General features: G+C 49.3%; 25 protein-coding genes and 4 pseudogenes. 8 read left to right on the top strand and 21 right to left on the bottom strand.

The window, feature by feature from the left end; genetic code table 11:
- The first annotated feature begins 9 nt into the window (after positions 1 to 9).
- On the top strand, positions 10 to 3,357 hold the full coding sequence (locus ACKTS9_RS04295; RefSeq protein WP_407879159.1) for a YodL domain-containing protein: 3,348 nt from the start codon (positions 10 to 12) through the stop codon (positions 3,355 to 3,357).
- Positions 3,358 to 3,361: 4 nt separating this feature from the next.
- Complete coding sequence (locus ACKTS9_RS04290) at positions 3,362 to 3,571, top strand: transposon-transfer assisting family protein (protein ID WP_002584960.1); 210 nt, start codon at positions 3,362 to 3,364, stop codon at positions 3,569 to 3,571.
- A gap of 201 nt (positions 3,572 to 3,772) precedes the next feature.
- Here the strand turns inward: ACKTS9_RS04290 and ACKTS9_RS04285 are convergent, their stop codons facing one another.
- From ACKTS9_RS04285 to ACKTS9_RS04275, 3 genes are all read right to left on the bottom strand, one after another.
- Positions 3,773 to 5,107 carry a relaxase/mobilization nuclease domain-containing protein gene (locus ACKTS9_RS04285; RefSeq protein ID WP_002584959.1) on the bottom strand — a complete coding sequence of 445 codons (1,335 nt, stop codon included), beginning with the start codon at positions 5,105 to 5,107 and terminating at the stop codon, positions 3,773 to 3,775.
- Positions 5,068 to 5,397: a plasmid mobilization protein gene (locus ACKTS9_RS04280; RefSeq protein ID WP_002584958.1), complete on the bottom strand. Its 330-nt coding sequence runs from the start codon at positions 5,395 to 5,397 to the stop codon at positions 5,068 to 5,070. Before ACKTS9_RS04280 ends, ACKTS9_RS04285 begins: the two co-directional genes overlap by 40 nt.
- 201 nt (positions 5,398 to 5,598) lie before the next feature.
- The gene (locus ACKTS9_RS04275; RefSeq protein ID WP_002584957.1) at positions 5,599 to 5,955 is read right to left on the bottom strand and encodes a helix-turn-helix transcriptional regulator; all 357 of its coding nucleotides are present in this window, start codon (positions 5,953 to 5,955) and stop codon (positions 5,599 to 5,601) included.
- Between the two features lie 398 nt (positions 5,956 to 6,353).
- On the opposite strand from ACKTS9_RS04275, the gene ACKTS9_RS04270 reads away from it, so the two are divergent.
- The 6 genes and pseudogenes from ACKTS9_RS04270 to ACKTS9_RS04245 all read left to right on the top strand — a co-directional run bounded on the left by ACKTS9_RS04270 (position 6,354) and on the right by ACKTS9_RS04245 (position 11,057).
- Entirely contained in the window at positions 6,354 to 6,539 is a 186-nt protein-coding gene (locus ACKTS9_RS04270; RefSeq protein ID WP_270472113.1) for a cysteine-rich KTR domain-containing protein, read from the top strand.
- A gap of 16 nt (positions 6,540 to 6,555) precedes the next feature.
- Complete coding sequence (gene rlmN / locus ACKTS9_RS04265) at positions 6,556 to 7,542, top strand: 23S rRNA (adenine(2503)-C(2))-methyltransferase RlmN (RefSeq protein ID WP_006774449.1); 987 nt, start codon at positions 6,556 to 6,558, stop codon at positions 7,540 to 7,542.
- A 469-nt stretch (positions 7,543 to 8,011) separates the two neighbouring features.
- The gene (locus ACKTS9_RS04260; RefSeq protein WP_002604474.1) at positions 8,012 to 8,449 is read left to right on the top strand and encodes a sigma-70 family RNA polymerase sigma factor; all 438 of its coding nucleotides are present in this window, start codon (positions 8,012 to 8,014) and stop codon (positions 8,447 to 8,449) included.
- On the top strand, positions 8,433 to 8,675 hold the full coding sequence (locus ACKTS9_RS04255) for a helix-turn-helix domain-containing protein (protein WP_002604473.1): 243 nt from the start codon (positions 8,433 to 8,435) through the stop codon (positions 8,673 to 8,675). Before ACKTS9_RS04260 ends, ACKTS9_RS04255 begins: the two co-directional genes overlap by 17 nt.
- A gap of 458 nt (positions 8,676 to 9,133) precedes the next feature.
- The gene (locus tag ACKTS9_RS04250; RefSeq protein WP_002604472.1) at positions 9,134 to 9,307 is read left to right on the top strand and encodes a transposon-encoded TnpW family protein; all 174 of its coding nucleotides are present in this window, start codon (positions 9,134 to 9,136) and stop codon (positions 9,305 to 9,307) included.
- A 77-nt stretch (positions 9,308 to 9,384) separates the two neighbouring features.
- Positions 9,385 to 11,057: pseudogene (locus ACKTS9_RS04245) on the top strand (recombinase family protein).
- Between the two features lie 7 nt (positions 11,058 to 11,064).
- Here the strand turns inward: ACKTS9_RS04245 and ACKTS9_RS04240 are convergent.
- The 18 genes and pseudogenes from ACKTS9_RS04240 to ACKTS9_RS04155 all read right to left on the bottom strand — a co-directional run.
- Positions 11,065 to 11,250 (bottom strand): annotated as a pseudogene (locus tag ACKTS9_RS04240) (recombinase family protein); the annotation flags it as partial.
- A gap of 111 nt (positions 11,251 to 11,361) precedes the next feature.
- Positions 11,362 to 11,550 carry a transposon-encoded TnpW family protein gene (locus ACKTS9_RS04235; RefSeq protein WP_002571011.1) on the bottom strand — a complete coding sequence of 63 codons (189 nt, stop codon included), beginning with the start codon at positions 11,548 to 11,550 and terminating at the stop codon, positions 11,362 to 11,364.
- Between the two features lie 14 nt (positions 11,551 to 11,564).
- On the bottom strand, positions 11,565 to 12,407 hold the full coding sequence (locus ACKTS9_RS04230) for an ATP-binding protein (RefSeq protein ID WP_407879151.1): 843 nt from the start codon (positions 12,405 to 12,407) through the stop codon (positions 11,565 to 11,567).
- A pseudogene (locus ACKTS9_RS04225) lies at positions 12,404 to 13,160 on the bottom strand (phage replisome organizer N-terminal domain-containing protein). Before ACKTS9_RS04225 ends, ACKTS9_RS04230 begins: the two are co-directional and overlap by 4 nt.
- A gap of 112 nt (positions 13,161 to 13,272) precedes the next feature.
- A complete protein-coding gene (locus ACKTS9_RS04220; RefSeq protein WP_002592656.1) occupies positions 13,273 to 13,659 on the bottom strand; it encodes a cysteine-rich VLP domain-containing protein in 387 nt (128 codons plus the stop codon).
- Positions 13,649 to 15,276: pseudogene (locus ACKTS9_RS04215) on the bottom strand (relaxase/mobilization nuclease domain-containing protein). Before ACKTS9_RS04215 ends, ACKTS9_RS04220 begins: the two are co-directional and overlap by 11 nt.
- A complete protein-coding gene (locus tag ACKTS9_RS04210; RefSeq protein ID WP_407879148.1) occupies positions 15,248 to 15,646 on the bottom strand; it encodes a plasmid mobilization protein in 399 nt (132 codons plus the stop codon). The pseudogene ACKTS9_RS04215 and the gene ACKTS9_RS04210 overlap by 29 nt, the downstream one beginning before the upstream one ends.
- A gap of 548 nt (positions 15,647 to 16,194) precedes the next feature.
- A complete protein-coding gene (locus ACKTS9_RS04205) occupies positions 16,195 to 16,392 on the bottom strand; it encodes a helix-turn-helix domain-containing protein (RefSeq protein ID WP_407879146.1) in 198 nt (65 codons plus the stop codon).
- Entirely contained in the window at positions 16,385 to 16,807 is a 423-nt protein-coding gene (locus ACKTS9_RS04200) for a sigma factor-like helix-turn-helix DNA-binding protein (protein WP_407879144.1), read from the bottom strand. Before ACKTS9_RS04200 ends, ACKTS9_RS04205 begins: the two co-directional genes overlap by 8 nt.
- A gap of 159 nt (positions 16,808 to 16,966) precedes the next feature.
- Positions 16,967 to 18,073: an ABC transporter permease gene (locus ACKTS9_RS04195; RefSeq protein ID WP_407879142.1), complete on the bottom strand. Its 1,107-nt coding sequence runs from the start codon at positions 18,071 to 18,073 to the stop codon at positions 16,967 to 16,969.
- Positions 18,066 to 18,941 carry an ABC transporter ATP-binding protein gene (locus ACKTS9_RS04190; RefSeq protein ID WP_407879140.1) on the bottom strand — a complete coding sequence of 292 codons (876 nt, stop codon included), beginning with the start codon at positions 18,939 to 18,941 and terminating at the stop codon, positions 18,066 to 18,068. The genes ACKTS9_RS04195 and ACKTS9_RS04190 overlap by 8 nt, the downstream gene beginning before the upstream one ends.
- Complete coding sequence (locus ACKTS9_RS04185; protein ID WP_407879138.1) at positions 18,926 to 19,696, bottom strand: hypothetical protein; 771 nt, start codon at positions 19,694 to 19,696, stop codon at positions 18,926 to 18,928. Before ACKTS9_RS04185 ends, ACKTS9_RS04190 begins: the two co-directional genes overlap by 16 nt.
- Positions 19,693 to 20,214 (bottom strand): RNA polymerase sigma factor, encoded by a 522-nt coding sequence (locus ACKTS9_RS04180; RefSeq protein WP_407882071.1) that lies wholly within the window; start codon positions 20,212 to 20,214, stop codon positions 19,693 to 19,695. Before ACKTS9_RS04180 ends, ACKTS9_RS04185 begins: the two co-directional genes overlap by 4 nt.
- Before the next feature lie 223 nt (positions 20,215 to 20,437).
- Positions 20,438 to 20,578 carry a Maff2 family mobile element protein gene (locus tag ACKTS9_RS04175; protein ID WP_407879136.1) on the bottom strand — a complete coding sequence of 47 codons (141 nt, stop codon included), beginning with the start codon at positions 20,576 to 20,578 and terminating at the stop codon, positions 20,438 to 20,440.
- A gap of 98 nt (positions 20,579 to 20,676) precedes the next feature.
- Positions 20,677 to 22,512: a VirD4-like conjugal transfer protein, CD1115 family gene (locus tag ACKTS9_RS04170; RefSeq protein ID WP_407879133.1), complete on the bottom strand. Its 1,836-nt coding sequence runs from the start codon at positions 22,510 to 22,512 to the stop codon at positions 20,677 to 20,679.
- On the bottom strand, positions 22,499 to 22,936 hold the full coding sequence (locus ACKTS9_RS04165) for a PcfB family protein (protein ID WP_407879131.1): 438 nt from the start codon (positions 22,934 to 22,936) through the stop codon (positions 22,499 to 22,501). Before ACKTS9_RS04165 ends, ACKTS9_RS04170 begins: the two co-directional genes overlap by 14 nt.
- Before the next feature lie 85 nt (positions 22,937 to 23,021).
- Complete coding sequence (locus tag ACKTS9_RS04160) at positions 23,022 to 23,735, bottom strand: antirestriction protein ArdA (protein ID WP_407879129.1); 714 nt, start codon at positions 23,733 to 23,735, stop codon at positions 23,022 to 23,024.
- The gene (locus tag ACKTS9_RS04155; RefSeq protein ID WP_297212966.1) at positions 23,735 to 24,076 is read right to left on the bottom strand and encodes a hypothetical protein; all 342 of its coding nucleotides are present in this window, start codon (positions 24,074 to 24,076) and stop codon (positions 23,735 to 23,737) included. The genes ACKTS9_RS04160 and ACKTS9_RS04155 overlap by 1 nt, the downstream gene beginning before the upstream one ends.
- Between the last annotated feature and the right edge of the window lie 82 nt (positions 24,077 to 24,158).

Raw genomic sequence — 24,158 nt, 5'->3', positions numbered from 1 at the left:
TGAAAGAATATGCCGTATTCCTCATACGACCATGACAAATTAGAAGCCGCCGAAACCATGCGGATAGAACGCCGGATATATTTTGAAGCAAAGGACAGGGAGATTGCCCCTTATGCTTCCTTGCCGATTGCGCAGCTACTTTCCATGCGCAGCGAAAGCGCGGCGGCAGAACAGGCGATTTTTGACGACCTTAAAGAACGCGCCGCCGCATGGGAAGAACAGGCGGGAAGAACGCTTTTGCTGGATAAAACACTTGAATATGTGAGAACGCCGCACGTCCAGCACACCGCTAACGAGTGGCAGACCACCGAGCATAACCGCCATATTCGCAGCAACCGGGTATATCAGATGAATTACTACATTTACGAGAATACCCGCTACGACAAAGAAGCGCAGAAATCTATCCCGTATTCATGGACGCTTACATGGAGCGTGCGCACCAACAGCCCAAGCAGAACCCAAGCGAAGATTGCCGGACAAGATAGAAAGGTTTTCACCGACAAGGCAGCTATGGAAAAGTATCTGAATGGGCGTATCAAAGCGTATGACCGCTTGTTTACGGAAATCTCCCCGCCTATCCCGCAGGAGTACGCCGACTATTTCAAAGTAAACGGTATGCTCATGCCGGACTACACCATAGAGGGCGAAGAACCCCCGCAGCAGCAACAGGCGGCAGCTATCCCCGAAAATACCGGGCAGGAAAAGGAGCGTGAACACATGAGCGAACAGTTTTCTATTATGATAGGCAACCGCAGCCGCTTTGACGCGGGCGACCCCGGCGGCTATTGGTTGGATATGCCCGCCACAAAGGAGCAGTTGCACGAAGCTATGCGGAACGTCGGCATTACCGCCGACAACCCGCAGGATTTTTCCATTCGCGGCTATTCCGACGACCCGGAGAAACATATTGCCTTGCCTTATGAAATGGTATGCGCCGCCGACGTGGACGAACTCAATTTTCTTGCGGCGCGGCTCGAACAGCTTGACCCCGCCGAGGTTGGCAAGCTGAACGCAGCTTTGCAGCAGAAAAACGGGCTTGCAAATATTGGACAGGTAATTGACTTCACCTACAACGTGGATTTTTACGTCCATATCCCCGAAGTACATAACTACCACGATTTGGGCGACTATTACTTAAATCAATCCGGCATGGTACAAATGCCCGAAGAATGGAAAGGCGGCATTGACCTTTCTACTTTTGGCAGGAACGCTGCCGCGCAGGAAAAAGGCGCGTTTACCGAGTACGGCTATATCGTGGAAAGCGGCGACGAGTGGGAACGGCAGTTTGAGGGGCGCGAAGTGCCGGAAGAATACCGCATTATGAGTTACCCGCAGCCGGAGCGCGGCGAACAGGACAAAGCCTATATGGACGCAGCCGAAACGCAGCAAGCAGACGCACAGGCCGCAGAGCCGCAGCAGCCCCGCCCCGTCGTCCCCATTATCCTTACTTCCGAAAAGCCCGCCGAAAAGGTAAAGGAGATTACCGACCGTCTGGAACAGGGCGTACAGGCGATTTTTGACAGCGACCGCTACAAAGAGTTTCTAACCGCTATGTCAAAGTTCCATGATTATAGTTTGAATAACACTATCCTAATTGCTATGCAGGGCGGCAATTTGGTAATGGGCTTCCGTCAATGGGAAAAGGAGTTTGACCGCCATGTAAAGAAAGGCGAGAAAGGCATTAAAATCTTTGCCCCCGCGCCCTACAAGGTGAAAAAGCTGGTTGATAAAATCGACCCCGAAACGAGAAAGCCCATGCTTGACCGCGAGGGAAAAGTGGTAAAGGAAGAAAAGGAAATCACCGTCCCCGCCTTTAAGGTTATAACCGTCTTTGATATTTCGCAGACCGAGGGCAAGGAGTTTCCCGACCTTTCCGTTAAACCGCTGCTTGCCGATGTGGAGCAGTACGAGGATTTTTTCGCCGCCCTTGAAAAAGCGTCCCCCGTCCCGATTGCATTTGAGCAGATCACAAACGGCGCAAATGGGTATTTCAGTTTGACCGACAAGCGTATTGCAATCAAAGAGGGCGTGAGTGAATTACAGGCGGTAAAGACCGCCATTCACGAAATCGCCCATGCGAAGCTGCACGACGTAGACTTAAACGCCCCGCCGGAGCAGCAAAACCGCGTTGACCGCCATACCTGCGAGGTAGAAGCGGAAAGCGTCGCTTATACGGTTTGCCAGCATTTCGGCCTTGATACTTCCGATTACTCTTTCGGCTATGTGGCTGGTTGGAGCAGCGGCAAGGAAATGACCGAGTTAAAAGCGTCCCTTGAAACAATACAGACCACCGCAAAGGAACTCATTACCGAGATTGAGGGGCATTTTACCGAGTTGCAGCAGCAGCGGCAAGCCGAGCAGGAGCAGGGCGATACCTTTTCCATTTATCAGTTAAAGCGCGGGGACGAAACAAGGGACTTGCGCTTTGAGCCTTATGACCGTCTGCAAGCGGCTGGACTTACCATTGACCGGGTAAATTATGAACTCGTCTATACTGCACCGCTTACAAAGGATATGACGCTGGGCGACATTTGGGAAAGGTTTAATATCGACCACCCCGCCGACTTTAAGGGGCATAGCCTTTCCGTTTCCGACATTGTTGTGCTTCATCAGAACGACGAGGACACCGCCCACTATGTAGACAGTATCGGTTTTCAGCAAGTGCCGGAGTTTTTGCAGGAGCAGCAGACCCCCGTATTTGACAAGCTGCCGCCCGAACAGCAGCAAGCCTTGTCCGACACCGTACAAGACACTTTGCAAATGCTGGTTGACGCAGACAAGCGGATTTATGGCGACGTTACGGGCAAGACCCTTGAAGCAATCGCGGCGCAAGGATATTCCTACAAGGACGGGCAGCTTGAAAAGCAGCAGCCGGAAGCGACCCCCGACAGCCTTTTGACGGGTGAAACCGTTAGAACGCCGAGGGGCAATTTTCATATTACCGATATGAGCCGTGAACAGATCGAAGCGGCGGGATTTGGTTTTCACCATGCGTCGGAGGACGGGAAGTATCTCATTATGGGGAATGGCACACAGGCTTATGCCATAGCCGCCGAGCAGCCGCAGCGGGATAATCCCTTAAAGCACGTCGAGGACACCATAGAGCAGAACGACAACAATTTTGACGGGCTTATCAACAATACGCCGCAAACGCCCACCGTTGCAGATTTTGAGCAGCGGGCAAAGGCGGGGGAAGCGATTTCCGTTACCGACCTTGCAAAAGCGGTAAAAGCCGAGAAACGGGAACAGCCGCAGAAAAAACCGTCCATTTTGAAGAAGCTGGACGAATACAAGAAACAGGCGGCGCAGCAGCCGAAAGATAAACAGAAAGAGCATAAAAAGGATTTGGAGGTTTGATAGCATGAATACCCGCTTTACCATTGAGGAAGAAAACATTGTTGCGATCTACGCCGAGGACAGCCGGGAAACAACGCTTGAAAATATCCTTGCCGCCATGCCCTACATGGACGAGGATATGCGCCAGCTTGCCGCCGCAGCGGTGAACAAGCTGCAAGCCATGACGGACAGCGAGTTTTCCGAAAGGGAGTTTATCTTGACCGACGAGGAATAGCCCATAGAGAACAGGGGCGCGGTTGCCGATTTCCGGCACCGCGCCCCTGTTCTTTTTTTGTCCTTGCGTGGACAATTAGAAAGCCGTTTTTGCGGGTTTGAATATACTTTATCGTCTATGTCGTTTTCATGCGCTGGAAGCCGCAGAAACACAGGCGTTTTCAGCCCTTAACATTCCACTTGCCACCCCATGTTTTGCGCCTTATCGCTCCTGCTCCCGCGCCCTGCTTTGGGACGGGTAAAGAATACTATCGACGTTCTTTTTGACAACGCCGTATTCCTGCATTTGCTTCTTGGCTTGCCGATAATCTTCATACAATTTGGTTTTCCTGTCGTTTAAGCTTCTATACTCCTTGCGCAGCGCGGCGAGATCGGGCAGCTTCTTTATCTGCATTTCCTTTAATGCCCTTGCCGCAGCTTCAAACAGGATAATTTCGCTTTCATGCCCCCGCAGATACTTTTCCTTGTCCGGCGATTTTCGGTATTCATCGTAAATCGGTTTTAACTGTCGGTATGTGGTGGTGTGCTTGATAAGCAGCGACAAATCAGACATACGCTGTTCCACTTCCTTAACCGCCTTTGCCGCCGCGTCATGAGCGGTCATAATATCGGCTATCTTGCTTTCAAGTTCGCTATAATACTCAATCTTGTTTTCGGTTAGGAAGTTCATGCTTTTAGCAGCCTGTTTCAGATTATGGATTTTTGCCCACCGTTCATAGCCCGCCGACTGTTGGGCTTTGATACTGTTTTCAAGATCGACGACAAGCCGGATTTTCTTATCTTCCCGCAGCGTTTTTGTTTTGGCAACATACACGCCCTTGATACGCTCCTTTATCGCTTCTTCCGTATAGGCCGCGCCGAGCGTCTTTGTGCGGGTAAACCGTTCCTGTCCGGCAGCGCGAAAGGAAATGTATTTGCCCTGTTTGATTTCATACCCCATTTCCTGCAAGCGGCGCAGCAGTTCGTCAAAATCTTTCACTTGGGGAATGAGAGTATCTATCGCCGTTTTCAGCTTTGCTTTGTAGCTTGTCCCTTGCTTTTCGGCGGTGTATTCTGCATAGCTTTTTCCCTTGTCCTGTCCCGGTACGACGACGGATAGCCCATGCTCTTTACATATCCTGTCGCTGGTGCGCCGGATAAAGTGATAGCTTTGCTTGTTGGAATGGTACTTTTTGTAGTCAACGAAGCTAACCGCGTTGAAAATCAAGTGATTATGCAGATGGTCTTTATCGACGTGAGTTGTCAAAACAAACTCATACTTGCCGCCTAATACCGCCCCGGCAAGTTCCATGCCGATTTTGTGCGCTTCTTCCGGTGTGGTTTCTCCCACCGCAAAGGATTGTATCAAGTGCCGCCCTAAATGTGTGCCGCGATCTCCGGCAGCTTCCCGCGTCCATGCAAACTCAATATCGGCGGTTTCCAGCCCGCAGCCGAAAGAGGACGCAAGCAGCTTCCCGTCTGTCTTTTCGGGATTTAAGATATAGTCTATCGCAGCCTTTAAGGTTGATTTAATAGGGTGCGTCTTTGTAACCGCCATATCTCGTCCACCGCCTTTTTAATGTCCTCTATATCCTGCCTGTAAACCGTCCCCGTCGCATTGGCGCGTTTTGCAATTTGGTTGATGTTCCGGCTCACCGCTTGCAGTTCCCGGATATATGCTTTTGTGTCGCTTCGGTCAACGACAAGAATATACCCGTCTATCGCCATTTTACGGAAGTATGCCCCATACTGCTTTATGGGAAGCTGCTTCATCTTCTCGTCGATCAGCCGCTTTTCTTCTTCCGTAACGTAAAACTTCATCTGTATATTTCTCTTTCGGTTTTCCATTTCCGCACCGCCTTTCGGTATAAGGGTTTGGGATTATCCCAACAAGCATTTTCCGCAAACGGGTACTCGTTTGCTGTGCTTGCTATCTACTCCATACCCCCACCGAAAGGCGGTATTTGTTGCGCGTTCCTTTGATTTTGGACGCAAAAAAAGATTGCAGCCGCCATGCGCTGCAATCTCCCGATTTCTCATATTGTGAGGTTAATCCTCTGCTTTTTCGACTTCCGTTATCTCCCTTGCTGTTGCGGTTACAATCCGTATGCCTTTATCGCTCATACCGTCCAGCAGCGCGTCAAGCTGCCGCCGCCCGGTGGATTTCTCCGCATTGCTGTTCGGGAAGAAAAATTGATCTACCGAAATATGATACCGGGTTACAAGGTCATAGAATACCTGTAAACTCGGCTGTTGTCCCTTGTTCTCGATATTCGCAAGGTAGCGCGGGGAAATATATAACTCGTCGCTTACCTTTTTGCGGCTCTCGCCGTATTCATTTCTCGCGGCTTTTATAGCTGCCCCGAAAGCCTTAAAGTCGTACAATGGTACGGGTCTTTTTGCCATTTTCATTCACCCTGTTACATTTTACAGTTCACCTTTCTTTTTGGATATGTCCACACAATTCATATCATTAGGTTAAATACTTCCTGTTGTGTATTGACAGTAGACTGATTTTCTGATAAAATAAAATTTATGTAAAAGGAGGCGGCGTTTATGTTGCATAGCATGCGTATTAGATAAGCATTGAAAAAAAGGATTTTCCCATTTTCAACATGGGCTTTTTTGTCATGCTTATTTTGCGGATGCTATACAAAAAACTAACGACGTATAGATATAGTATAGACATAGTGCAAGCTATGCCTTAGTTTTGTTGTACTGCTCTGTGCATTATAAATGCAGGTCAATGCTCATGTTGAGGATTGACCTGCATTTTTTTGTGTAAAAAGGACGAGTGAAATATAATGCTTAAAAAATATTGGATAAAATGTCCGATTTGTAACGGAAAGACGAGAGTTCAAGTATTTCATAATACTGTATTAAAAGATTTTCCTCTTTTCTGCCCTAAATGCAAATTGACGCATATCATTGATGTAGAAAAATTAGAGATTGTAATCAACAATACAGAAAAACAAACTTTTATTATTTAGAAGAAAGGATATAAAAATGAAACGTTTACCTAAATATACGCCTGCGGAAGTACGGAATGATCCATACGGATTTACTTACAAAGAAATGTCGGAAGTTATTGGCGAGAATGAAGCAAAAGCCTTATATGAAGAATTATATAAGCAATTACCACGCAAAAAAAATCTATCAATGTTGGTAAAAAATATTTGCAAAAGCAGTGATACTGAAAAGTATGTTTACGAACTGAAAGACAACAAATACATTGAAACGGTTTTTATCAAGCGGCGAGATGGTGGAACTGTTTGCGTGAGCACACAAGTCGGTTGTCCTGTTGGTTGTATTTTTTGTGAGTCCGGGCGAAATGGCTTTGTTCGTAATCTAACATCGTCAGAAATCGTACAACAGATTATATTGTTGCGTCGAAAAGTAAACCGTATCGTTTTTATGGGTATGGGAGAGCCTTTATTCAATTATGACAACTTGATAAAAGCAATCCATATTCTCCGAGATAGATATGGGCTCAACTTTCCAACCGACGGCATTACCATATCAACAGTTGGTCCGGTCGATCAATTAAAAAAATTGCGCGAGGAACATCTTAAAATTCAGTTGACAATATCTTTACACGCAGCAACACAATCTGCAAGAAATCGTATTATTCCTCACATGCGCATATATGCTATTGAAGATGTTGTTAAGCAAGCCTTATCCTATTCTGAAAGGCATAATCGCAAAATTGTCTTTGCGTATTTGCTTTTACCGGGTATAAATGACCGGCCCTCAGATGTAAGACAACTTGCAAAATGGTTTCGGGGCAAAAAAGTTATGATTAACGTGTTACAATACAACCCAACAAGCAATTCAAGAATTAAAGCACCACAGAAACGGGAAATAGTTGCATTCAAACATCAATTAGAGCAAGCAGGACTTGAAGTTACTATGAGAGTTTCTCATGGCAGAGAGATTAACGCGGCTTGTGGACAGTTAGCTAACACATATAATAAATTCAAAAAAAATGATTAAAAGTGCCAGACGCATAGACGCAGAGCCGATAACGCATTAGGTCAAAAAACCTATGTGTTATCGGCTTTTTTATTTAATATTGCGCAAAAGCCGCTGTTCCCTATTATAGAATGGATTGCGGGTAGTGTATTAAAGTCGCCCTTTTTTAAGGATACGGCGGTATCGGGGAGGTATCGCCGTGTCCATTTTTATTTACTGTAACCCGCCTAATGCTTTGCGGTCAAAAAAAGCTATGCTCCGCAAGCGGGATATTCCGGCTATGAATGTGAACTGTCAATACATTTAGCTACTGCTTACATTTCCTTTGCGCCCGTCCGCGTCTTGCGGACGGGCGCATTTTGCTTTTTTCAACTTTTTTCTGAAAAGCGCACTCAAGAGCCATCTCCCGAACGGGTACGGAGCGAAAGGGGCAGAGAGGACAAGCCCTTAACTCCCGTCCTCTACTCCACGCGGGAAGGAGGTGAACTCTATGGAGCTATCTTCTTCCGACAAGGAAAGAATACAACATCAGTACGACGCATTAGCAAAGAAAACTTTGGTCGGCGAAGCGAAAAGCCACCGCCGCACTCTTGCGAAACGCGCAGCACGCGAAGTTACTTTTTCGGATTTGAGCGAAAGCGAACTCGCGCAGCTTTTCACAACGGACGAATACGAAAGCGATTATTTCCGTTTTCAAGTGTCCGGCTTTGATGTACTCGTCAAAAATGAACTGCTTGCCGAAGCCCTTAACGCTTTGCCCGAAAGGAAACGCGACATTATCCTTTTGTCCTACTTCTTGGATATGAGCGACGCGGAAATTGGCGAACTGCTGAATGTTGTACGCACGACGGTTTTCCGGCACAGGAAATCCGCGCTTGCGAAAATCAAACAGTATTTGGAGGGAAAAGCAGATGATGAATACCGTTAGGAAGTCTGAAAATCTGTTGCCGTTCCCTGTCATTTCCGCAGCGGCAAACGGCGACACAACCGCCATGTGCGCGATCTTGAAGCACTACGAGGGTTACATAGCGAAACTTTGTACCCGCACGCTGAAAGACGACGCGGGCAATACCTATTCCTATGTGGACGAGGAAATGCGTAACAGGCTGCAAGTGCGCCTTATTACCCGCACCCTTGCTTTTCATGTAGGATAATCTTTTAGCCCATGCGGGGAGCGTGTCCCCTTTCCACGCTTCCCGTTATGGGCTATTTGTCGTTCCGCAAAAGCATATCCGCTGTTGATGTGCTTTTGCAGGCCGACAAAGCCTATTGTTCTTTGACAAAGAAAGCGGCCTTTGGTGCGCAGCATAACAGGCAAACGGGTACATTCCGTCTGTACCGAGCCAGTCGGCGGGTACGCCATGACAGCTTTTCCCCATAGGGGAAAAGCCGAGCGAGAACTACCGCGCCGTAAAACAGGTTTAGCAGCTTGTGGGCGACGACATACAAGGCGGCACAATGATACTCCCGCGTTGAACACCCTCAAAGTATTGCGCGGCGCACCCATAAGCATGGGCCGGGGTGAAACTCCCGTGAGGTTGCAGCTAACAACCGCCCGTTTTTGCCTTTTGACGAATATAGTTTATCCATACAGGAAAAGGAGGTTTTTCTAATGGATAAAAAACAGACAATTACAACCGAACGCAAAATAGGGAAAATCACCTATCTTGTTCAAGCGTTGCCGAGTGAAAAGGCAACCGATACAATCCATAAAAAGATTGAGAAACTCATTGTAAAGGATTTGCAGAAAAAGCCCGGAAATCCGGGATTTTTAGCGTCCGAGTAGTGCATTAGGCGGCGGGATATGGTATAATGATAGCAACACATTATACCTGTTTATTCGGCTGTCGGAAAGGAGGACTAATGTTACAGTCGAATAAAATCACCGCCCTTTACTGCCGTTTAAGTCAAGAGGATATGCAAGCCGGAGAAAGCGGAAGCATACAGCACCAAAAAATGATACTTCAACGCTATGCGGACGAACACCATTTTTTGAACACAAAGTTTTTTGTGGACGACGGATTTTCCGGCGTGAGTTTTGAGCGCGAGGGGCTGCAAGCGATGTTGCAGGAAGTGGAAGCCGGACGAGTGGCGACGGTCATTACCAAAGACCTTTCCCGTCTTGGCAGAAACTATCTGAAAACGGGCGAACTCATAGAGATTGTATTTCCCGAAAACGGAGTACGCTATATCGCGATCAACGACGGAGTTGACACAGCGCGGGAGGATAACGAGTTTACCCCCTTGCGGAACTGGTTTAACGAGTTTTACGCCCGCGACACAAGCAAGAAAATCCGCGCAGTTAAACAGGCACAGGCGCAAAAAGGCGAGCGCGTCAACGGGGAATATCCATACGGCTATATCCCAGACCCGAACAACCGCCACCACCTTATACCCGACCCGGAAACCGCGCCGATTGTCAAACAGGTTTTCGCTATGTTTGTTAGCGGCGTGCGTATGTGCGAAATCCAAAAATGGCTTGCGGAAAACAAAGTCTTGACGATTGGAGCGTTGCGCTATCAGCGTACAGGACAGGCGCGGTATCAGCGGGCAATGATCGCCCCCTATACTTGGCCGGACAAAACGCTCTATGACATATTAGCAAGGCAGGAATATTTAGGGCATACCATAACCGCGAAAACTCACAAGGTATCCTACAAGTCGAAAAAGACCCGGAAGAACGAAGAAGAACAACGCTATTTCTTCCCAAACACCCATGAGCCGCTTGTTGACGAGGAAACCTTTGAACTTGCGCAAAAGCGGATTGCTACCCGCCACCGCCCGACAAAAGCAGCGGAGATTGATATTTTTCCGGCTTGCTGTTTTGCGCTGGTTGCAGACATAAGATGTATTACCAACAGGGCGTAAATATCGAGCCGCGCAAGTTTTCCTATTCTTGCGGCGCATGGCGCAACAGGGCAAGGACAGGCAGCGAGTGTACCTCTCATTATATCCGCAAAAACGTACTTCTTGATTTAGTGCTGGAAGATATGCGGCGGGTTTTGCGGTATGTTAAGGAACACGAACAGGACTTTATCTGTAAAGCTACCGAGTACGGCGACATGGAAGCGAGAAAGGCATTAGCGCAGCAGCAAAAGGAACTTTTCAAAGCACAGGCGCGTATGACCGAACTTGACACGCTTTTCCGCAAGCTGTATGAGGACAACGCATTAGGCAGACTGACAGATGAACGGTTTGTGTTTCTAACTTCCGGCTATGAGGACGAAAAGAAATCCCTTGCCGCAAGGATAGACGAGTTACAACAGCAGATCGCAACCGTTACCGAGCGAAAAAGGGATATATCAAGGTTTATTCAGATTGTCGGGAAATACAGCGACATACAGGAATTGACCTATGAAAACGTCCATGAGTTTATCGACCGTATTTTGATACATGAATTAGACCGGGAAACCAACACCCGGAAAATCGAAATCCATTATAGCTTTGTCGGACAGGTTGATACCGAGCAGGAGCCGACGCAAGTTGTCAACCATGACCGCCGCAACATGGTAGATGTAAAAAGTATCGCTATCTAACCCCAGCAAAGTTTGCGCCGGAGAAGCCGTCGTCGGTGTACCAGCGCAGATTGGTAAAGCCATTTTGTTTTGCAAAGGTTTCGAGTATCCTTTTTTGGTTCGATATGGAATTACTCTCGCCTTGCAATTCGTCCTCATGGGACAATCTCGGATAAAGGGCGGTAATGAGGTTTTGGGTGGCTTGTCTTAACATAAAATCCTCCGTTTCCGACAGCCAGCCCCACTATTCCGTAGCTTTATTGTACCACGGAATAGCGGGGGCTGTATAGCGGCAAAAGTGTAAAATCTGCTTCTTTATGATTTGTCAAATTGCCGGTTTTTGTGTAGCAGCGGCTTCCGCTTCCAGTACCCGCGCCATTTTGTCGGCGGCGGTGGTGGTAGTGTCTTTCTTGAAATAGCCGGACACGACAAGGACGGAATTGCCCATGCGGATTTCCGTCACGCAGTCGGGGCGGCGGGCGGTGCGGGTGTCGTGCTGCTTGTTATCTGTCATAGGCAATACTCCTTTCAGTAGGTAATCAGTTTCTTCATGCTCTCCATTTTCCGCTGCGCAGTTTCCTGCCGGAAGTTGTCGCCGGTAAAGCGTACCGGGACGCACATGGAAAGCAGGCGGTCATAAATCCGGGAATGGGCGGTGTCCTCCGGGTTCCGCAGGTCGTCCAGCGTGAGGTTGGTCGTGACGATCAGCGGCTTGCCGCTGCGGTAACGGCTGTCAATCACATTGAAAATCTGTTCCAGCCCGTACTCGGTGCCGCGCTCCATGCCGAAGTCGTCAAGGATAAGCAGCGGATAGCGGCAAAGGCGGGAAATGTATTCGTTGCGGTTCTCAAAGCTGGCGGCAAGGTCGTTGAGGATAAGGGCAAAATTCGTCATGTGGACGGGGATTTCTTTCTCCATGAGGGCGTTTGCGATACAGCCCGCAAGGTAGCTTTTCCCGGTTCCCACGCCGCCCCAGAACAGGCAGCCGATATTGTCGGTTCGCATATCCTCCCAGTGTTCCACATACCGGCGGGCAATCCCGGCCTGCGGGTTCCTGCCGTTGTCGTTCTCAAAAGTCCAGTCCCGCATGGTGGGGTCGGTAAAGCCCCGGCGTTTCAGTTCTTCCACGGTGTCAAGGTGCCTGCGCCGCTTCTCGGCGGCCTCCCGTTCCTCGCGGGCGGCTCTCTGGCAGTCGCACTCTGCCGGGTGGCGGTCACGGCCAAAGATGGCGGCCTTGTCCGGCGCAAAATAGGCTTCTTTCGGCTTGCGGCACTTGCCGCAGTACAGTAAACCGTCCTCGCCGGTGTAGTCCTCCGGCTCCGGGGTGGTGGCCGTCATATTCTCCAAAACAGCGTTGATTTCGTTCTTCATAAACTCTCGCCCTCCTTGCATGAATAGTCTGGTATGCCCTTTTTCGGGGCTTTCTTGGCTGCGTCCTCCTGCGCCCATTTGTAGATTGTGGCGGCATGGCTGCGGTATCGCTTGCCGCTGGACGCGATATGGCAGGATAGCCGGTCAATGTAGTAGTTCCATTTGTCGGGCAGGTCTGCTTTCAGCCCGTCCAGTTCTAATTGCGAAAGAAAGACATTTTCATACCGGCCATAGGCAGCGCGGGTAGGTTGTCCCGTATCTAACTCTCGCTCTCTCTTTTTCTATCTCTATCTCTTTCTCTATCTCTATCTCTGGTGGACAAATGTCCGCTTGATATGGTGGACATTTGTCCGCCCCGGCCTTTGGCAAGGCTTTCTGCTCCTGCAAAGCCAGCCTTGCCCGCCGTTTCCGCTCCCCCTCGGTAGAGGATTGGCCGATCAGCAGTTCAATGTTGCTCATATACAGCGCGCCGTTCTGTAACGGCTCCACAAGCCCCAGCTTCATAAAAATCTGCAAGGCTCGCTCTACGGTGCCGACTTGCTGGCGGGTAATGGTGGCAATCATCTGCGCGGTGTAGGGGATATTTTCATCAAGCTGCAACTTCCCGCCGTTTTTCAGCGATTTCAGGTACAGTTTCAAGAGAATGTTGGAATAGAGGATGCCGTCCTGCATACTTTCCAGCAGCACGATAGCGTCCTCGTCAAAGTAATTCTCTTTCAGCTTGAGGTAGTAGTATTTTCGGTTGTCTGACATGGTTCCTCCTTTGGGTGGATTTGGGGCGTTTGTACGCATTTAGAACGCCGTTTCCGGGGGAAAAGGATAAATGTATCGCGTACCCTTTGACACCCACGAAAAAAGCCTTGATTTATGCGGGTTTGAAAGGCTCTAAAGCGTGACATCTCTGCCTTTGTTTCCGCTTTCTCTCGGCGGCTTTGATTTTCTTCATGCGTCCGGCGCAGTCGGGGCAGTATTTCCCCCGGTTGGATTTGGGGACAAAAGCCGCGCCGCAGACCGCACACCGTTTCCGGCTTCCCCGGTACAAGAGGGCTGCGGCCAGCTCCCCGTCAAGGGGCAGGACAGCCACACGGAACCAGCGGCACATGAGGGAAAGGGAAATGCTCTGGACGCACACGCAAGGCTCCCCGTCGTCTAACAGCAGGCAGTTTCCCCCGTCGTAGTTACAGCACTCATGCACCAGCCGCCGCGCCCGCCGGTGCTGGCGGTAGTCCATGCGGGGCAGTTTATCGTTCATGGCTCTGCTCCTTTCTGCGGCGGGGTTCCTCCCGGCGCAAAATCTGGTCGATGTTCCGCTTGACGGTCTGCAACTCCTTGAACCGCTGTTTCTGTTCGTGATAGGTGTTATACAGGCCGTCTTTCTCGGAGATAAGCTGCTCGATCTCGGCCTGCAACGCTTTCCGGGCGGGCAGCTTGGTAATGCCATGCGCCTTGAAATACCGGGCGGCGGCTTCGGCTATGATAAAATTGCTCTCATTTGCCTGCCGGTAGGCGGCGCGGGCTTTCTCGGATTTCTGCGCTTTCAGCCCGTCGCGGGCGGGCTTGGTCTTGGCATAGGCAAGTACCTGTTGCTGCAACTCCTTTTTCCCTTGTAGCTTTGTTTCCAGCGTTTTCAACTTGCCGCTGGTCTGGCGCATTTCCTGATAGGCGGTATCAACGGCGGCTTCTAACTGCTCCGGGGAAGTGAAGCCGTATTCCTGATACACATTCAGCGTCGCGGCCATTTGTTTGAGGTTGTGCATGGTCGCCCAGCGTTCATAGCCCCGGCCTTTGCCCTCGGCCATTTTCTGCTCAATGTCCACAAGCCGCTGCACACCGTCCTGTTTCGGGGCGGTTTGTGGGACTTTTGTGGGCTGTATGCCGGTTTTCCCATGCCGGGGGTATTCGGGTATGGCTGCGGGCTTTTCTGCGGCTCTGGCGGCGTTCTGCTCCAAAACGGCAAAGACAGCGGCGCGGTCAAAGTCGTCACCCAGCTTTCGGGCGGTAATGGGCTTTGTCCTGTCCGGCGTGAGATAGGATAGCCGCCCCCGGCTCTCCTTGACGGCCACGCCCTCCCGCAGCAGCAGAGAGGAAAAGTCCTCGAATGAGGTCGCCGCAGACAGCGCGGCGCGTATGGTCTGCCGCAGCTTCTCCTTGTTCGCTTCAAACTTGGTCTGCCGGGGCGTGATACCGTCTGCAATCATGGGGGCGTTCTGCTTGTCCAGCGCGGCCTGTCCCTTTTTCTGCGCCCAATACTCCCGGTCTGTGACGCGGTTCTTGCTGCCGTTCAAGAGGTCGATTTGGTAAAGCCCCTCCCGGTGGCACATTTCCATGACTTCGGACTTGAAGTAGCGCAAGGCAGCGTCGGTACAGCGGTGCTTGCAACCGGCTTTCGTGTCGGCTGGCCTGTCCATGTAGGGCAGGAACGGCACTTCCTCAATCCGCAGGCTGTTAATGACGATATGCACATGAATGTTGCCGCTGTGGTTATGCCCGTCCGGGTGGGTGCATACAAGGGCTTGGTGGCCGGGGAAATGCTCGGCGCAAAACTTCTCGCCCAATGCCTGCGCCCGGTCTACGGTCAAGCCATTGTCCGGGCCGTCCCGTGGGTCAAAGCTGATGATATAGTGGTGGCTTTTCACATCTTCCCGCCGCTGGTTCTTCCCGTAGCGGAGATTTGCCCGCATACAGGCAACGGCAAAATCTTCCCCGCCGCAGTTCAGCGTGGACAGCCGGTAGTCCTCGCGGGGGGGATAAGCCTGCCGGTTTCATCAAGGACAGGCTTCATGGTAAACTCGTCATGCTCAAACAGCAGGTATTGTTCGGCGGCTCCGTAGTCGGCGTTTTTAGAGTTGATATGCTTGAGTGTTGCCAACTGCGTCACCTACTTTCTTGAGGACTTCATACTTGAGGGCGGCAAGGTCGGCTATGGCGGCGCGTACCTCGCCGGACAGCGCGTTATAGGGTACGCCGTACTCGTTCAGATACCGGGCAATCTGGTTGAGGTTGCCGCCAATCTTGCCATACTCGGCGGCCAGCTTTCCAACAGCGGAGAGCAGTTCATCATTGACCGCCGACACATAGATTACGGGGCGTATAGTCGCCCGCCGTATCGCCTGCCGGAGAAATTCGGACTGGCTGATACCATAGGGCGCAAGCCGCGCTGTGAAGTCGGCGTATTCTTCTTCGGACAGCCGGGTTTTCACAACGCGGCTGCGGTGGGGTGTGTTGTATTTCTTTCGCATGGTCGTGACCTCCTTTCTTGCCGCATGAGCGCGGCGGGGATAAGCGGCGCAAGCCGCAAAGCAGGGTTTGGGGAAGGCACTCCCCAACAAGTTTCCCGCGAGGGGCAAAACCGCAGAATTGCGGATTTTGGCACCGTGGTAGAAACTTGCTCTAAGTAAGTAGCAGACTGCCCCTGTCCGGGTTTTTCCGTACATAGAGCGAACGGGGCGGGGCTTTCAGCCCGCTGTGCGCGGCCTTTCTTCCTTTCGCCAAAGATACATTTGAAAGGCCGCCAGCTACCCGCTGGCCGGGGAATTTTTCAAATTTCCTTTCGCTTCTGTAATACGGGAAAGGGGATTTTGGCAACCGGCGGGGCAGAGAAATTTTCCTTTCACTCCCTACAACACCAGCAAAGGCAAAAATGACGGAAATTCTGGAAATTTTCTCTTTGCTTCTTAATACGGACAAATTTCAAAAATGCCAAACGGACAACAAAAAAAGCAGCAAATCTTTTTCAGACTTACTGCTTTCGCTGGCCGCTGGTGGCGGCTGGTATTCAGTTTTTTGCTTATCGGTCAAAGCGAAACTTGAACAGCGCGGCAATTAGCTGTTGCTTCACATATTCCTCAACCTCGGCATTTACTTGACCGTTCATTTTAGAAAAATACCGGATATATCCGGCGTAGTGGGAAAGGACGGTATTTATTGCGTCCGGGTCGCCCTCATGGGCTTTGACGATTGTTTCATAGGGGAGAAGTTTACTCATGGTCGTTCCCCTCCATGAGCCGCCGCAACCGTTTCAAAGCAAGCTGGATATGCCGCCCCGCTGTGCTGCGTGTCCGGCCGATATGTACGCCGATCACTCGCTGCGGCTGGCGCAGGAAGTAATAACGGAAAATTTCTTCCTGTGTCTGCTCCGGCAAACGGGCAAGGGCGGCGGCAAGCTCCGCATGGTATAAAACGGCGGTCTGGTCGCAGGCGGTAAAAAGATATTCTTCAAGCTGCTCCGGCTCGGCAAGCTGGACAAACTTCTCATTCATCAGATAGTCAAGGGAAACTTCCCGTTCCCACCTCCGGCGCAGCTTCACAATCTTGTCTATGGCTGCGTGACGAATGACAATCTTACAAAAGGCATTGAATGTGTACTGGATATGCACTTTGTAGGCTTCTTCTTCGGTCATGGAAATTCCCCCTCTCTGATAATAGTGCGGGGCGGCAGCACTCCTTGCTGTCGCCCCTTGATTGCCCAACTGCAAAACCGGGCGGGGCTGTCAACGGCGGGCGTAGCCCGTTCATCTTGACCGTTGACTGGCTCGGCTGGCTTTGCTCTCAGTATATACTTATCCCATAACTTGATGTTTCTTTGTCGTGTTCCTTATCAAAAAATAGAACAAGCATATAAGACATAGGTTAAACAAAAGCATAATAACTGGTTGCTGAATACCCATATATGTTTTTACAGTAGTAAATACGCCATTCATGTGAAGCATAAAAATCGGACAAACTTCTTGTAACTTTTGCAGTAACGGCACACTCTCGGAAAAATCGAATAGAACCGGCAAAAAACATACCACACATGAAGCAATGAGAGCCGTAACCGGAGCATTCAATTTTGCACTAATAAATAGCGTAATGATTGTCATTGCAATAAGTCCTAATATATTTAATGCTACTGAAATTAAGAACATTTGCAAAAAAGTCAAATCATAGGCAGAGGACGCATAATGTAATGAGGATTGAATATTTACATTCCACCCTTGTACTCCGTATATTCCCATATATAGAGCAGCATTAAGCAGCATAAAAACAATGTACATACCTATGACAGTTTCTAAAGAAGCTATAATTTTTGCTGTCACTAGTTTTGTTTTTCCGTAGCGTGCCGCATAAATCACGCTGTCTGTATGGCAGGAATATTCTTCTGAAAAAACCGGAGATAAAGTAATTACAACAAGCAGACATAAAAGTATAGCTAAAACATTCCCCATACTGGACAGCATTTTATCCCACCCGTCACAATATCCTAAAATAATAGATTCATGATTAGGATAGGCTTCTTCAATAGATTTCATTTCTCCGTCTGGCTCTGTCATGTATTCCAAAATAGCTGCCTGATCCCTATAAACATGAAGCGCAGAAAAAGCCGAATTTTCATCCTTTGTAGCGGTAGCTGTTTGTGCTTCTGTTATTCTTTGCTCCATAAGTGTCAATAAATCCGGGGTTAATTTGCCTGCAAACATATTTGCGGTTTCTTTTCTTTGTTCAATCGCAGCAAATCCACTTACAGTATCCATTTTCCCGGTATCGTAGTTATAGAATACAGAGGTATAACCAAACTGGAATAGGAAAAAATAAGCTACGATAAGGATAATTCCCATAACAAAAAGAATTTTAGTCGGTTTTTTTGAAATTATCTTACCCCGCTCTGCTTTAATCATATCATTCATTATCAGACACCTCCGCAAAGTAGTATAAATATAAATCCTCTAATGTAGGCTCTACATTCCGCGCAGTTTTGCAAGGTGCCACTTCTGATATAATTCTTAAACGCTCTGCTCCTGCACTATGTTTTAGATTTGCCACAACATAGTTTTTTTCTAAGCTATCGACTTCCTGCCGGGTTACGTCACATTCCCATACAAACGATTGAATTGGCTGCAAAATTGTTTCGGCTGAACCTTGATGCAACAATTCTCCATTTTTCATAATCAATATTTCTTTTGCAATGTACTCAACATCGGAGACAATATGCGTTGATAAAATTACAATACGGTTTTCGGCCAACGTACTAATTAGATTGCGAAATCTGACACGTTCCTTTGGGTCAAGTCCTGCTGTTGGCTCGTCTAAAATTAAGATTTTAGGATTGTTCAAAAGTGCTTGCGCAATCCCCAGCCGTTGTTTCATCCCGCCGGAAAAAGTTTTGATTTTTACATTCTTTTGTTCCGATAATCCAACTTTTTCCAATAGCTCCAAAGAACGTTTATGAGCTTTTTGGTGCGGAAGTCCTTTAATTGCTGCAATATACATCAAAAATTTATACGCCGTAAAGTTTGGATAGTACCCAAAATGCTGTGGTAAATATCCTAAAATATTGCGATACTGTTCTCCTAAGTCGTGAATGTTTTTTCCATTGAGCATAATAGCCCCTTTGGTTTCTGTTTGAACATCACATATCATGCGCATAAGAGTGGTTTTTCCTGCACCATTCGCACCTAATAAGCCATACACTCCATTCGTCAAAGTTGCGTTGAAACACCGTACCGCTTTCTTTTTTCCATACTCTTTGGAAAGATTCTTTATTGTAAGTTCCATGCTGATTCTCCTATCATTTTTTCATGCTTCAAATAGTTCCGTACCGTTTTCCCTAATAGGGCAAGTGAAAAGAAATAAAAAGCAGCCCAGCCCCATAGCATTGATGTTTCAAAAAGAATATCCTGTTTCAAAATAATTGAAAATATGACTGCTATACAAATCATACATACAAATAAATGGTAGGAAATTTGCCCCTTTTCATTTTTCATAATTGTCAAGAGATAGCAGGTACAGGAAACATTAAATGGAACCATACCATACAAAATTACTTCGATTATGGATTGTTGGTAATACAAACTTGTTATTACTAAAACAAATGTTATCAAAAACAAATCGGCTAAACCAATGATTAACATACGACAAGCAGTAATCTTCACCAACTGGCAGCGGCTGGATTGTTCTATTTCCCACATATCGTATATGTTACTTTTAGAAACCTCCCGAACTCCCACTAACACGATTAACGGAATAATGACCACAAGTGCTATCAAAGGATATTGAAAGGGAACATTCCAATGCCCGAAAAGACAAACCAGCAGAATAGCTATGGCAAACAATACTATTTGAACAAGCCAAAAAGAGAGAGGAAGATACTGTAATTGACTTAGTAAAACACTCTGCAAAGAATTATTGTTAAATTCAGCACTGTCCATGTACTTTTTCCCGGCAGAAATCAATTCATTCATTTTGTTTTCGGGTATAGCAGGTGTATCATAAAGCTGTAGCCATTCTTGAATATCATTATTTTTTTTCATACATTATCGCCTCCTTTGAAATCATTAAGGTATCGCTCTATTTTTTGCAATCCCTGTCTTAGCCTTGATTTTACGGTGGGAATATTTGACTTTGTGATTTTTGCAATCTCCCGTATTTTCAAGTTGTGGTAAAAGCGCAAAATGATAACTTCTTTCTGATAATCTGGCAATGAAAGGAGTGTTTTACGGACTTCTGCTGTGTTTTCATTTTCTATCATTCTTTCTAAAGCACTTCTTGTATCATCTGCAATATCCAAAGTGTTTAAGTCTGTGTATATGGGCTTCGCCTTTTTGAAATAGTTATTACAGGTATTTGCGGCGATAGTTAGTAAGTAATTTTGAAACTTTCCCAACATACGGACAGCATGAATATTTTCTAACAATTTCAAAAATACGTCTTGTGTAATATCTGCTGCGGTGTCTGTATCTCCATTTAATCTACGGTAACAAAACTGATAGATTAGTCCGTAATATTTACGGACTAATACGTCAAATGCTTCTGTATCACCCGCTTGGATTTTTTTAATCAGTACAAAATCTTCGATGTTGTGTCACCGCCTTCCCTGTATAAAACGTCTTACACTATATAATAACAACTGATTATGCAAAAGGATTTAAGATTGGAGAAATTTTTTTCAAAACTTCAATTCTTATCGCCAATGCAATAGAATACAAATCCAGAATGGCGCTTTTTTGGTACGGAATGGTAGGCTGCTGTCTATCAAATTCTTGTGTGTTACTTTATGGCACATGAGCATTAGCGCCGGGGTTGTCCGAGCCGTAGCCCTCCAGCAAATTCACCACGCCCCACACGCCAAGGCCAGCGCCGAGGGCCACAACGAGAGTCTGCAAAGTGTCGATGGCAGAAGAAAAGAACTGCATATAGCCTCCATTTCTCCGGGGAGTACCCGGACATGAAAAAAGCCGCCCGTGTAGGCGGCGCTTGCCGCACCTTGGGACAATTTGTCCCGAAGTGCTGTTTATACAAAGGCGTCCGGGTCATCGAGATCGTCATAGTTGAGGATGTCCTCGTCCTCGTCTGTGAGCGCCTCGTCCGGCACGGTCGCCTCGTACACCTCACATTCCTCGGCCTGCCCGGGCCGCCTGCGGCGGTTAATGAGCTTGTCGAGGGAAAAGGCGTTTTTCTGTTTGTCGGCCTCCGCCGTGTACTTGTAGTTTGGATGCTGCTTCAAATCGTACTTCTTGGAATAGAACGGGGGCAGGCCCCGGAGCTGCAAGATGCACCTGTCGCCGGGCATGGTGGCAAGTTCGCTGGGGGTCATCAGCTCCCGGCCCAACCGCTGGCTGTTTTGGCTGTAACTTTCCGACTGGCCCCGTGTCCGGCCATCCGTCTGCATGGAGATCGTGGCCTTGCCCAGCCAGTTTTCGGATATTTCCTTAATTGTGCTGGACTCACGGCCACCTAAAAACACCACGCTGTCCATGTTGCCGAGGATGGTTTCAGCGTTCTTGTCATAGATAGCCTTGCATTGGGCCAACTGCTGATAAAAGAGGGTCAGACTGACCTCCCGGGAGCGGATCACGGCTACCAGCTTTTCAAGGTTTGGCACCTGTCCCGTATTGGCCGCCTCGTCCCACAGCACTCGCACATGATGGGGCAGACGGCCACCGTGAACATTGTCCGCCCGTTCACAGAGAAGATTGAACATCTGCGAAAAGGCCAGCGCCACCAGAAAATTGTAGGTGCTGTCGGTGTCGCTGATACAGAAGAAAGTTGCCGTGCGCCTGTCGCCCATGCGGTCAAGCTCCAGCTCGTCATAGGACATGATCTCCCGGAGCTGGGGAATGTCAAAGGGGGCCAGCCGGGAGCCGCAGGAAATCAAAATGCTTTTTGCAGTTTTGCCGCTGGCCAGCTTGTACTTCTTGTACTGTTTCACCGCAAAGCAATCTGGCTTGCGCTGTTCCAGTCCCTTGAACATATAGTCCACGGCATTGAGAAAGTCCTCGTCATCCTCCTTCACTTCCATGCCGGAGATCATGTCAACCAGCGTATTCATGTTGCGCTCCTCCTCGGAGCCCTCAAAAATGATGTACCCCAGCAGGGCGCAATACAAAAGCGTTTCGGCCTTCGTCCAGAATGGATCGCCCTCTTTGCCCTCGCCCTTGGTGTTGGAAATCAGGGCGTTTACAAACTTCAAGATGTCCGCCTCGTTCTTGATGTAGGCCAGCGGGTTATAGTGCATGGATTTTGTAAAATCTATGCTGTTGAATACCTTGATTTTGTATCCCCGCTGTTGGAGAAAGTGGCCTACTTGCCCGAGGACTCCTCCTTTCGGATCGACACAGACATACGAGGAATGAGCCTGGAGCAGCTGGGGCGTGAGCCAGAACCGGGTTTTGCCGGAGCCGGACGAGCCGATGACGCAGGCGTTTAGGTTGCGGGCGTTGGCCGGATTTTTGGGCCGGGTGTTGATGGTGAGCAGCTCTGTCCCGGTGAGAATGATATTATTTTCAAACTTAGGATCGACAAAAGGCTTGATGTCTTTTTCGGTGCCCCACCGGGCGGAGCCGTATTCCTCGTCCCGCCTGTACTTCTTTGCGTTTTTGCTTTTGAAGTAGATCAGCAGGCGAAAGGCCACCGCCCCTATAAGGCCCACCAGCCAGTCAAAGGGATCAAGCCCCGGAGCAAAGTCAGCAAAGGCCGGGCCGATGCTCCGGCCCAGCCCCAGCAGCTTTTCCCCAAACCCAGCCCCTGCCGCCAGACGGTAGGCCGTCCCCAGCTTCAGGCAGGCCCAGCCGATGAACAGATAGGGAATGTTGGGAAGAATGTACTTTCGGATCTTATCTGTCGGCATGAGCCACCTCCTGTATCCGCTCTTTGGGACGGGGCCGCTCTTGGGCAAGCTGCTCCGACGCCCGTTTGAGCTGATCCCGGATGGGGATGCGCCGGGACTTGGACTTGTTCAGTACCTTGCGGGAATATTCAGAAAAACAGGCGGTCATGGCGTCAGCCTGCCCAGCCTTGAAGAACAGCAGATATTTGTCCGGCCCGGTTTTGTAAAAGGCGTAGTCCACATTCCATTTCCGGGCCACCCGGTCAAACAGCTTGGTATCGCCGGACAGCTCGATGCTGGATGCCGATGCGCCGTGAGCCATGAGCTTTTTCACGCTCTGCTTGCCGTGGGGCGTCTGCTTGGCCCGGTGGTACTTGGCGATTTTCCGGCCAATGGCCTGCAGCACATAGGCAAGGCCCCGGGCGGTCAGCTTGGACGCCTTCACGGAAACGGCAATCGTGCGCCGGGAAATATCTTCATCTACCAGTCAAACCACCCCTTTCGCTGGAACAAATTGTCCCGAAGTCTTGTTATCGCTCCGGCACCTCCTTCCTCGGATGAAGCCGTTCTCCCTCCATCGAGGAACGGTCAATGACCTCCTTGTAGGCGGCCATCTGTTCCCGGATGTTGAGCTTGGGCATAGAGAAAACCTTGTGTTCGTCGGGAATGTCCTCCCGCCCGTGGTAGTGTTCAATGAAGCTGCCGCCATTGTTCAGCACATAGCCGCCTGGGGCGTAATGCCCATCCTCGTTGAGCCGAATATCCCGCCCGTATGCCTCGTAGTCGAAATAGTTGAGCAGGTGCTCCGGCACATCGATGGCCTCCATGTCCTCCACATAGATGCGTCCCAGCGTTTCATCGTCTGTCACACCCGGATAAAACTCGAAGCAATCCAGATTTTGCGCCAGATTGATCAGCTCTTTCACGCTACCGGTGTATTCGCCCCTGTCAATGACCGCTTCAAACTTCTCCAGATCGCTTTGATCCAGCTCGGAGATCACGCAGGCCAGATGATTAAGCTCGTCGATGTTCTCATATTCACCCAAGTGGTCGTACAGCCCCAGCACATCCCCGTCAAAGTCGGTGATGAAGATTTCCTCATACCGCACCCCGTCAATGCCGATGCGCTTCAAGAGGGCCTGTACCTCCTCGGGTGTCGTGGGGAATTTCAGATATTCGCCTACCAGCTCACCTTCGTTGTACTTCCCCAAGTTGGTGACATAGGCTTCAAACAGGGCGGGCATCAGCGCCGCCCCTGTCCTTTGACGGTGAGGATGCCCTCCAGTGTTGTGGCGGTGATCCCCAGCCGCTGGGCCACGGCGATGTCGTTCTTCATGGCTTCGGTAACGGTCTGGCCGCACACCACCAGCACATGGGAGCGCCGCAGCAGGTCTCGGCTCATGTCGATGCCGCTCTTATGCTCCTCGGGAACGGCGTCGTTGAGGAACAAGGGCAGATACAGCGTGGGGCAGATGGGCGAAAAGCCCGCCTCATACACCGCACGGCAGTACCGGGCCGCCTGTTCCGTGTTCTTGTAGTCCTCGCCGCACCATGCGGCGGTGATATACGCAAGGGGTCTTTTCATAGAAAACCTCCGTTTCATGGTGTTCAACCCTATCCCCCCGCCCTTTCCCATTCATGGGAAAGGGGGCGGCTCTGGAGGATAT

It is taken from the genome of Owariibacterium komagatae (genome assembly GCF_045865535.1).
GTDB classification, from domain to species: Bacteria; Bacillota; Clostridia; order Oscillospirales; family Ruminococcaceae; genus Ruthenibacterium; species Ruthenibacterium komagatae.
Note: the sequence above shows the minus strand (reverse complement) of the source record. Positions and strands in the feature narration are given on the sequence as shown.

Bases quoted from the DNA above. Each gene is read 5' to 3' on its own strand.
- ACKTS9_RS04295 (WP_407879159.1), top strand. From the start codon at position 10: ATGCCGTATTCCTCATACGACCATGACAAATTAGAAGCCGCCGAAACC.
- ACKTS9_RS04290 (WP_002584960.1), top strand. From the start codon at position 3,362: ATGAATACCCGCTTTACCATTGAGGAAGAAAACATTGTTGCGATCTAC.
- ACKTS9_RS04285 (WP_002584959.1), bottom strand. From the start codon at position 5,107: ATGGCGGTTACAAAGACGCACCCTATTAAATCAACCTTAAAGGCTGCG.
- ACKTS9_RS04280 (WP_002584958.1), bottom strand. From the start codon at position 5,397: ATGGAAAACCGAAAGAGAAATATACAGATGAAGTTTTACGTTACGGAA.
- ACKTS9_RS04275 (WP_002584957.1), bottom strand. From the start codon at position 5,955: ATGGCAAAAAGACCCGTACCATTGTACGACTTTAAGGCTTTCGGGGCA.
- ACKTS9_RS04270 (WP_270472113.1), top strand. From the start codon at position 6,354: ATGCTTAAAAAATATTGGATAAAATGTCCGATTTGTAACGGAAAGACG.
- rlmN (WP_006774449.1), top strand. From the start codon at position 6,556: ATGAAACGTTTACCTAAATATACGCCTGCGGAAGTACGGAATGATCCA.
- ACKTS9_RS04260 (WP_002604474.1), top strand. From the start codon at position 8,012: ATGGAGCTATCTTCTTCCGACAAGGAAAGAATACAACATCAGTACGAC.
- ACKTS9_RS04255 (WP_002604473.1), top strand. From the start codon at position 8,433: ATGATGAATACCGTTAGGAAGTCTGAAAATCTGTTGCCGTTCCCTGTC.
- ACKTS9_RS04250 (WP_002604472.1), top strand. From the start codon at position 9,134: ATGGATAAAAAACAGACAATTACAACCGAACGCAAAATAGGGAAAATC.
- ACKTS9_RS04235 (WP_002571011.1), bottom strand. From the start codon at position 11,550: ATGACAGATAACAAGCAGCACGACACCCGCACCGCCCGCCGCCCCGAC.
- ACKTS9_RS04230 (WP_407879151.1), bottom strand. From the start codon at position 12,407: ATGAAGAACGAAATCAACGCTGTTTTGGAGAATATGACGGCCACCACC.
- ACKTS9_RS04220 (WP_002592656.1), bottom strand. From the start codon at position 13,659: ATGAACGATAAACTGCCCCGCATGGACTACCGCCAGCACCGGCGGGCG.
- ACKTS9_RS04210 (WP_407879148.1), bottom strand. From the start codon at position 15,646: ATGCGAAAGAAATACAACACACCCCACCGCAGCCGCGTTGTGAAAACC.
- ACKTS9_RS04205 (WP_407879146.1), bottom strand. From the start codon at position 16,392: ATGAGTAAACTTCTCCCCTATGAAACAATCGTCAAAGCCCATGAGGGC.
- ACKTS9_RS04200 (WP_407879144.1), bottom strand. From the start codon at position 16,807: ATGACCGAAGAAGAAGCCTACAAAGTGCATATCCAGTACACATTCAAT.
- ACKTS9_RS04195 (WP_407879142.1), bottom strand. From the start codon at position 18,073: ATGAATGATATGATTAAAGCAGAGCGGGGTAAGATAATTTCAAAAAAA.
- ACKTS9_RS04190 (WP_407879140.1), bottom strand. From the start codon at position 18,941: ATGGAACTTACAATAAAGAATCTTTCCAAAGAGTATGGAAAAAAGAAA.
- ACKTS9_RS04185 (WP_407879138.1), bottom strand. From the start codon at position 19,696: ATGAAAAAAAATAATGATATTCAAGAATGGCTACAGCTTTATGATACA.
- ACKTS9_RS04175 (WP_407879136.1), bottom strand. From the start codon at position 20,578: ATGCAGTTCTTTTCTTCTGCCATCGACACTTTGCAGACTCTCGTTGTG.
- ACKTS9_RS04170 (WP_407879133.1), bottom strand. From the start codon at position 22,512: ATGCCGACAGATAAGATCCGAAAGTACATTCTTCCCAACATTCCCTAT.
- ACKTS9_RS04160 (WP_407879129.1), bottom strand. From the start codon at position 23,735: ATGCCCGCCCTGTTTGAAGCCTATGTCACCAACTTGGGGAAGTACAAC.
- ACKTS9_RS04155 (WP_297212966.1), bottom strand. From the start codon at position 24,076: ATGAAAAGACCCCTTGCGTATATCACCGCCGCATGGTGCGGCGAGGAC.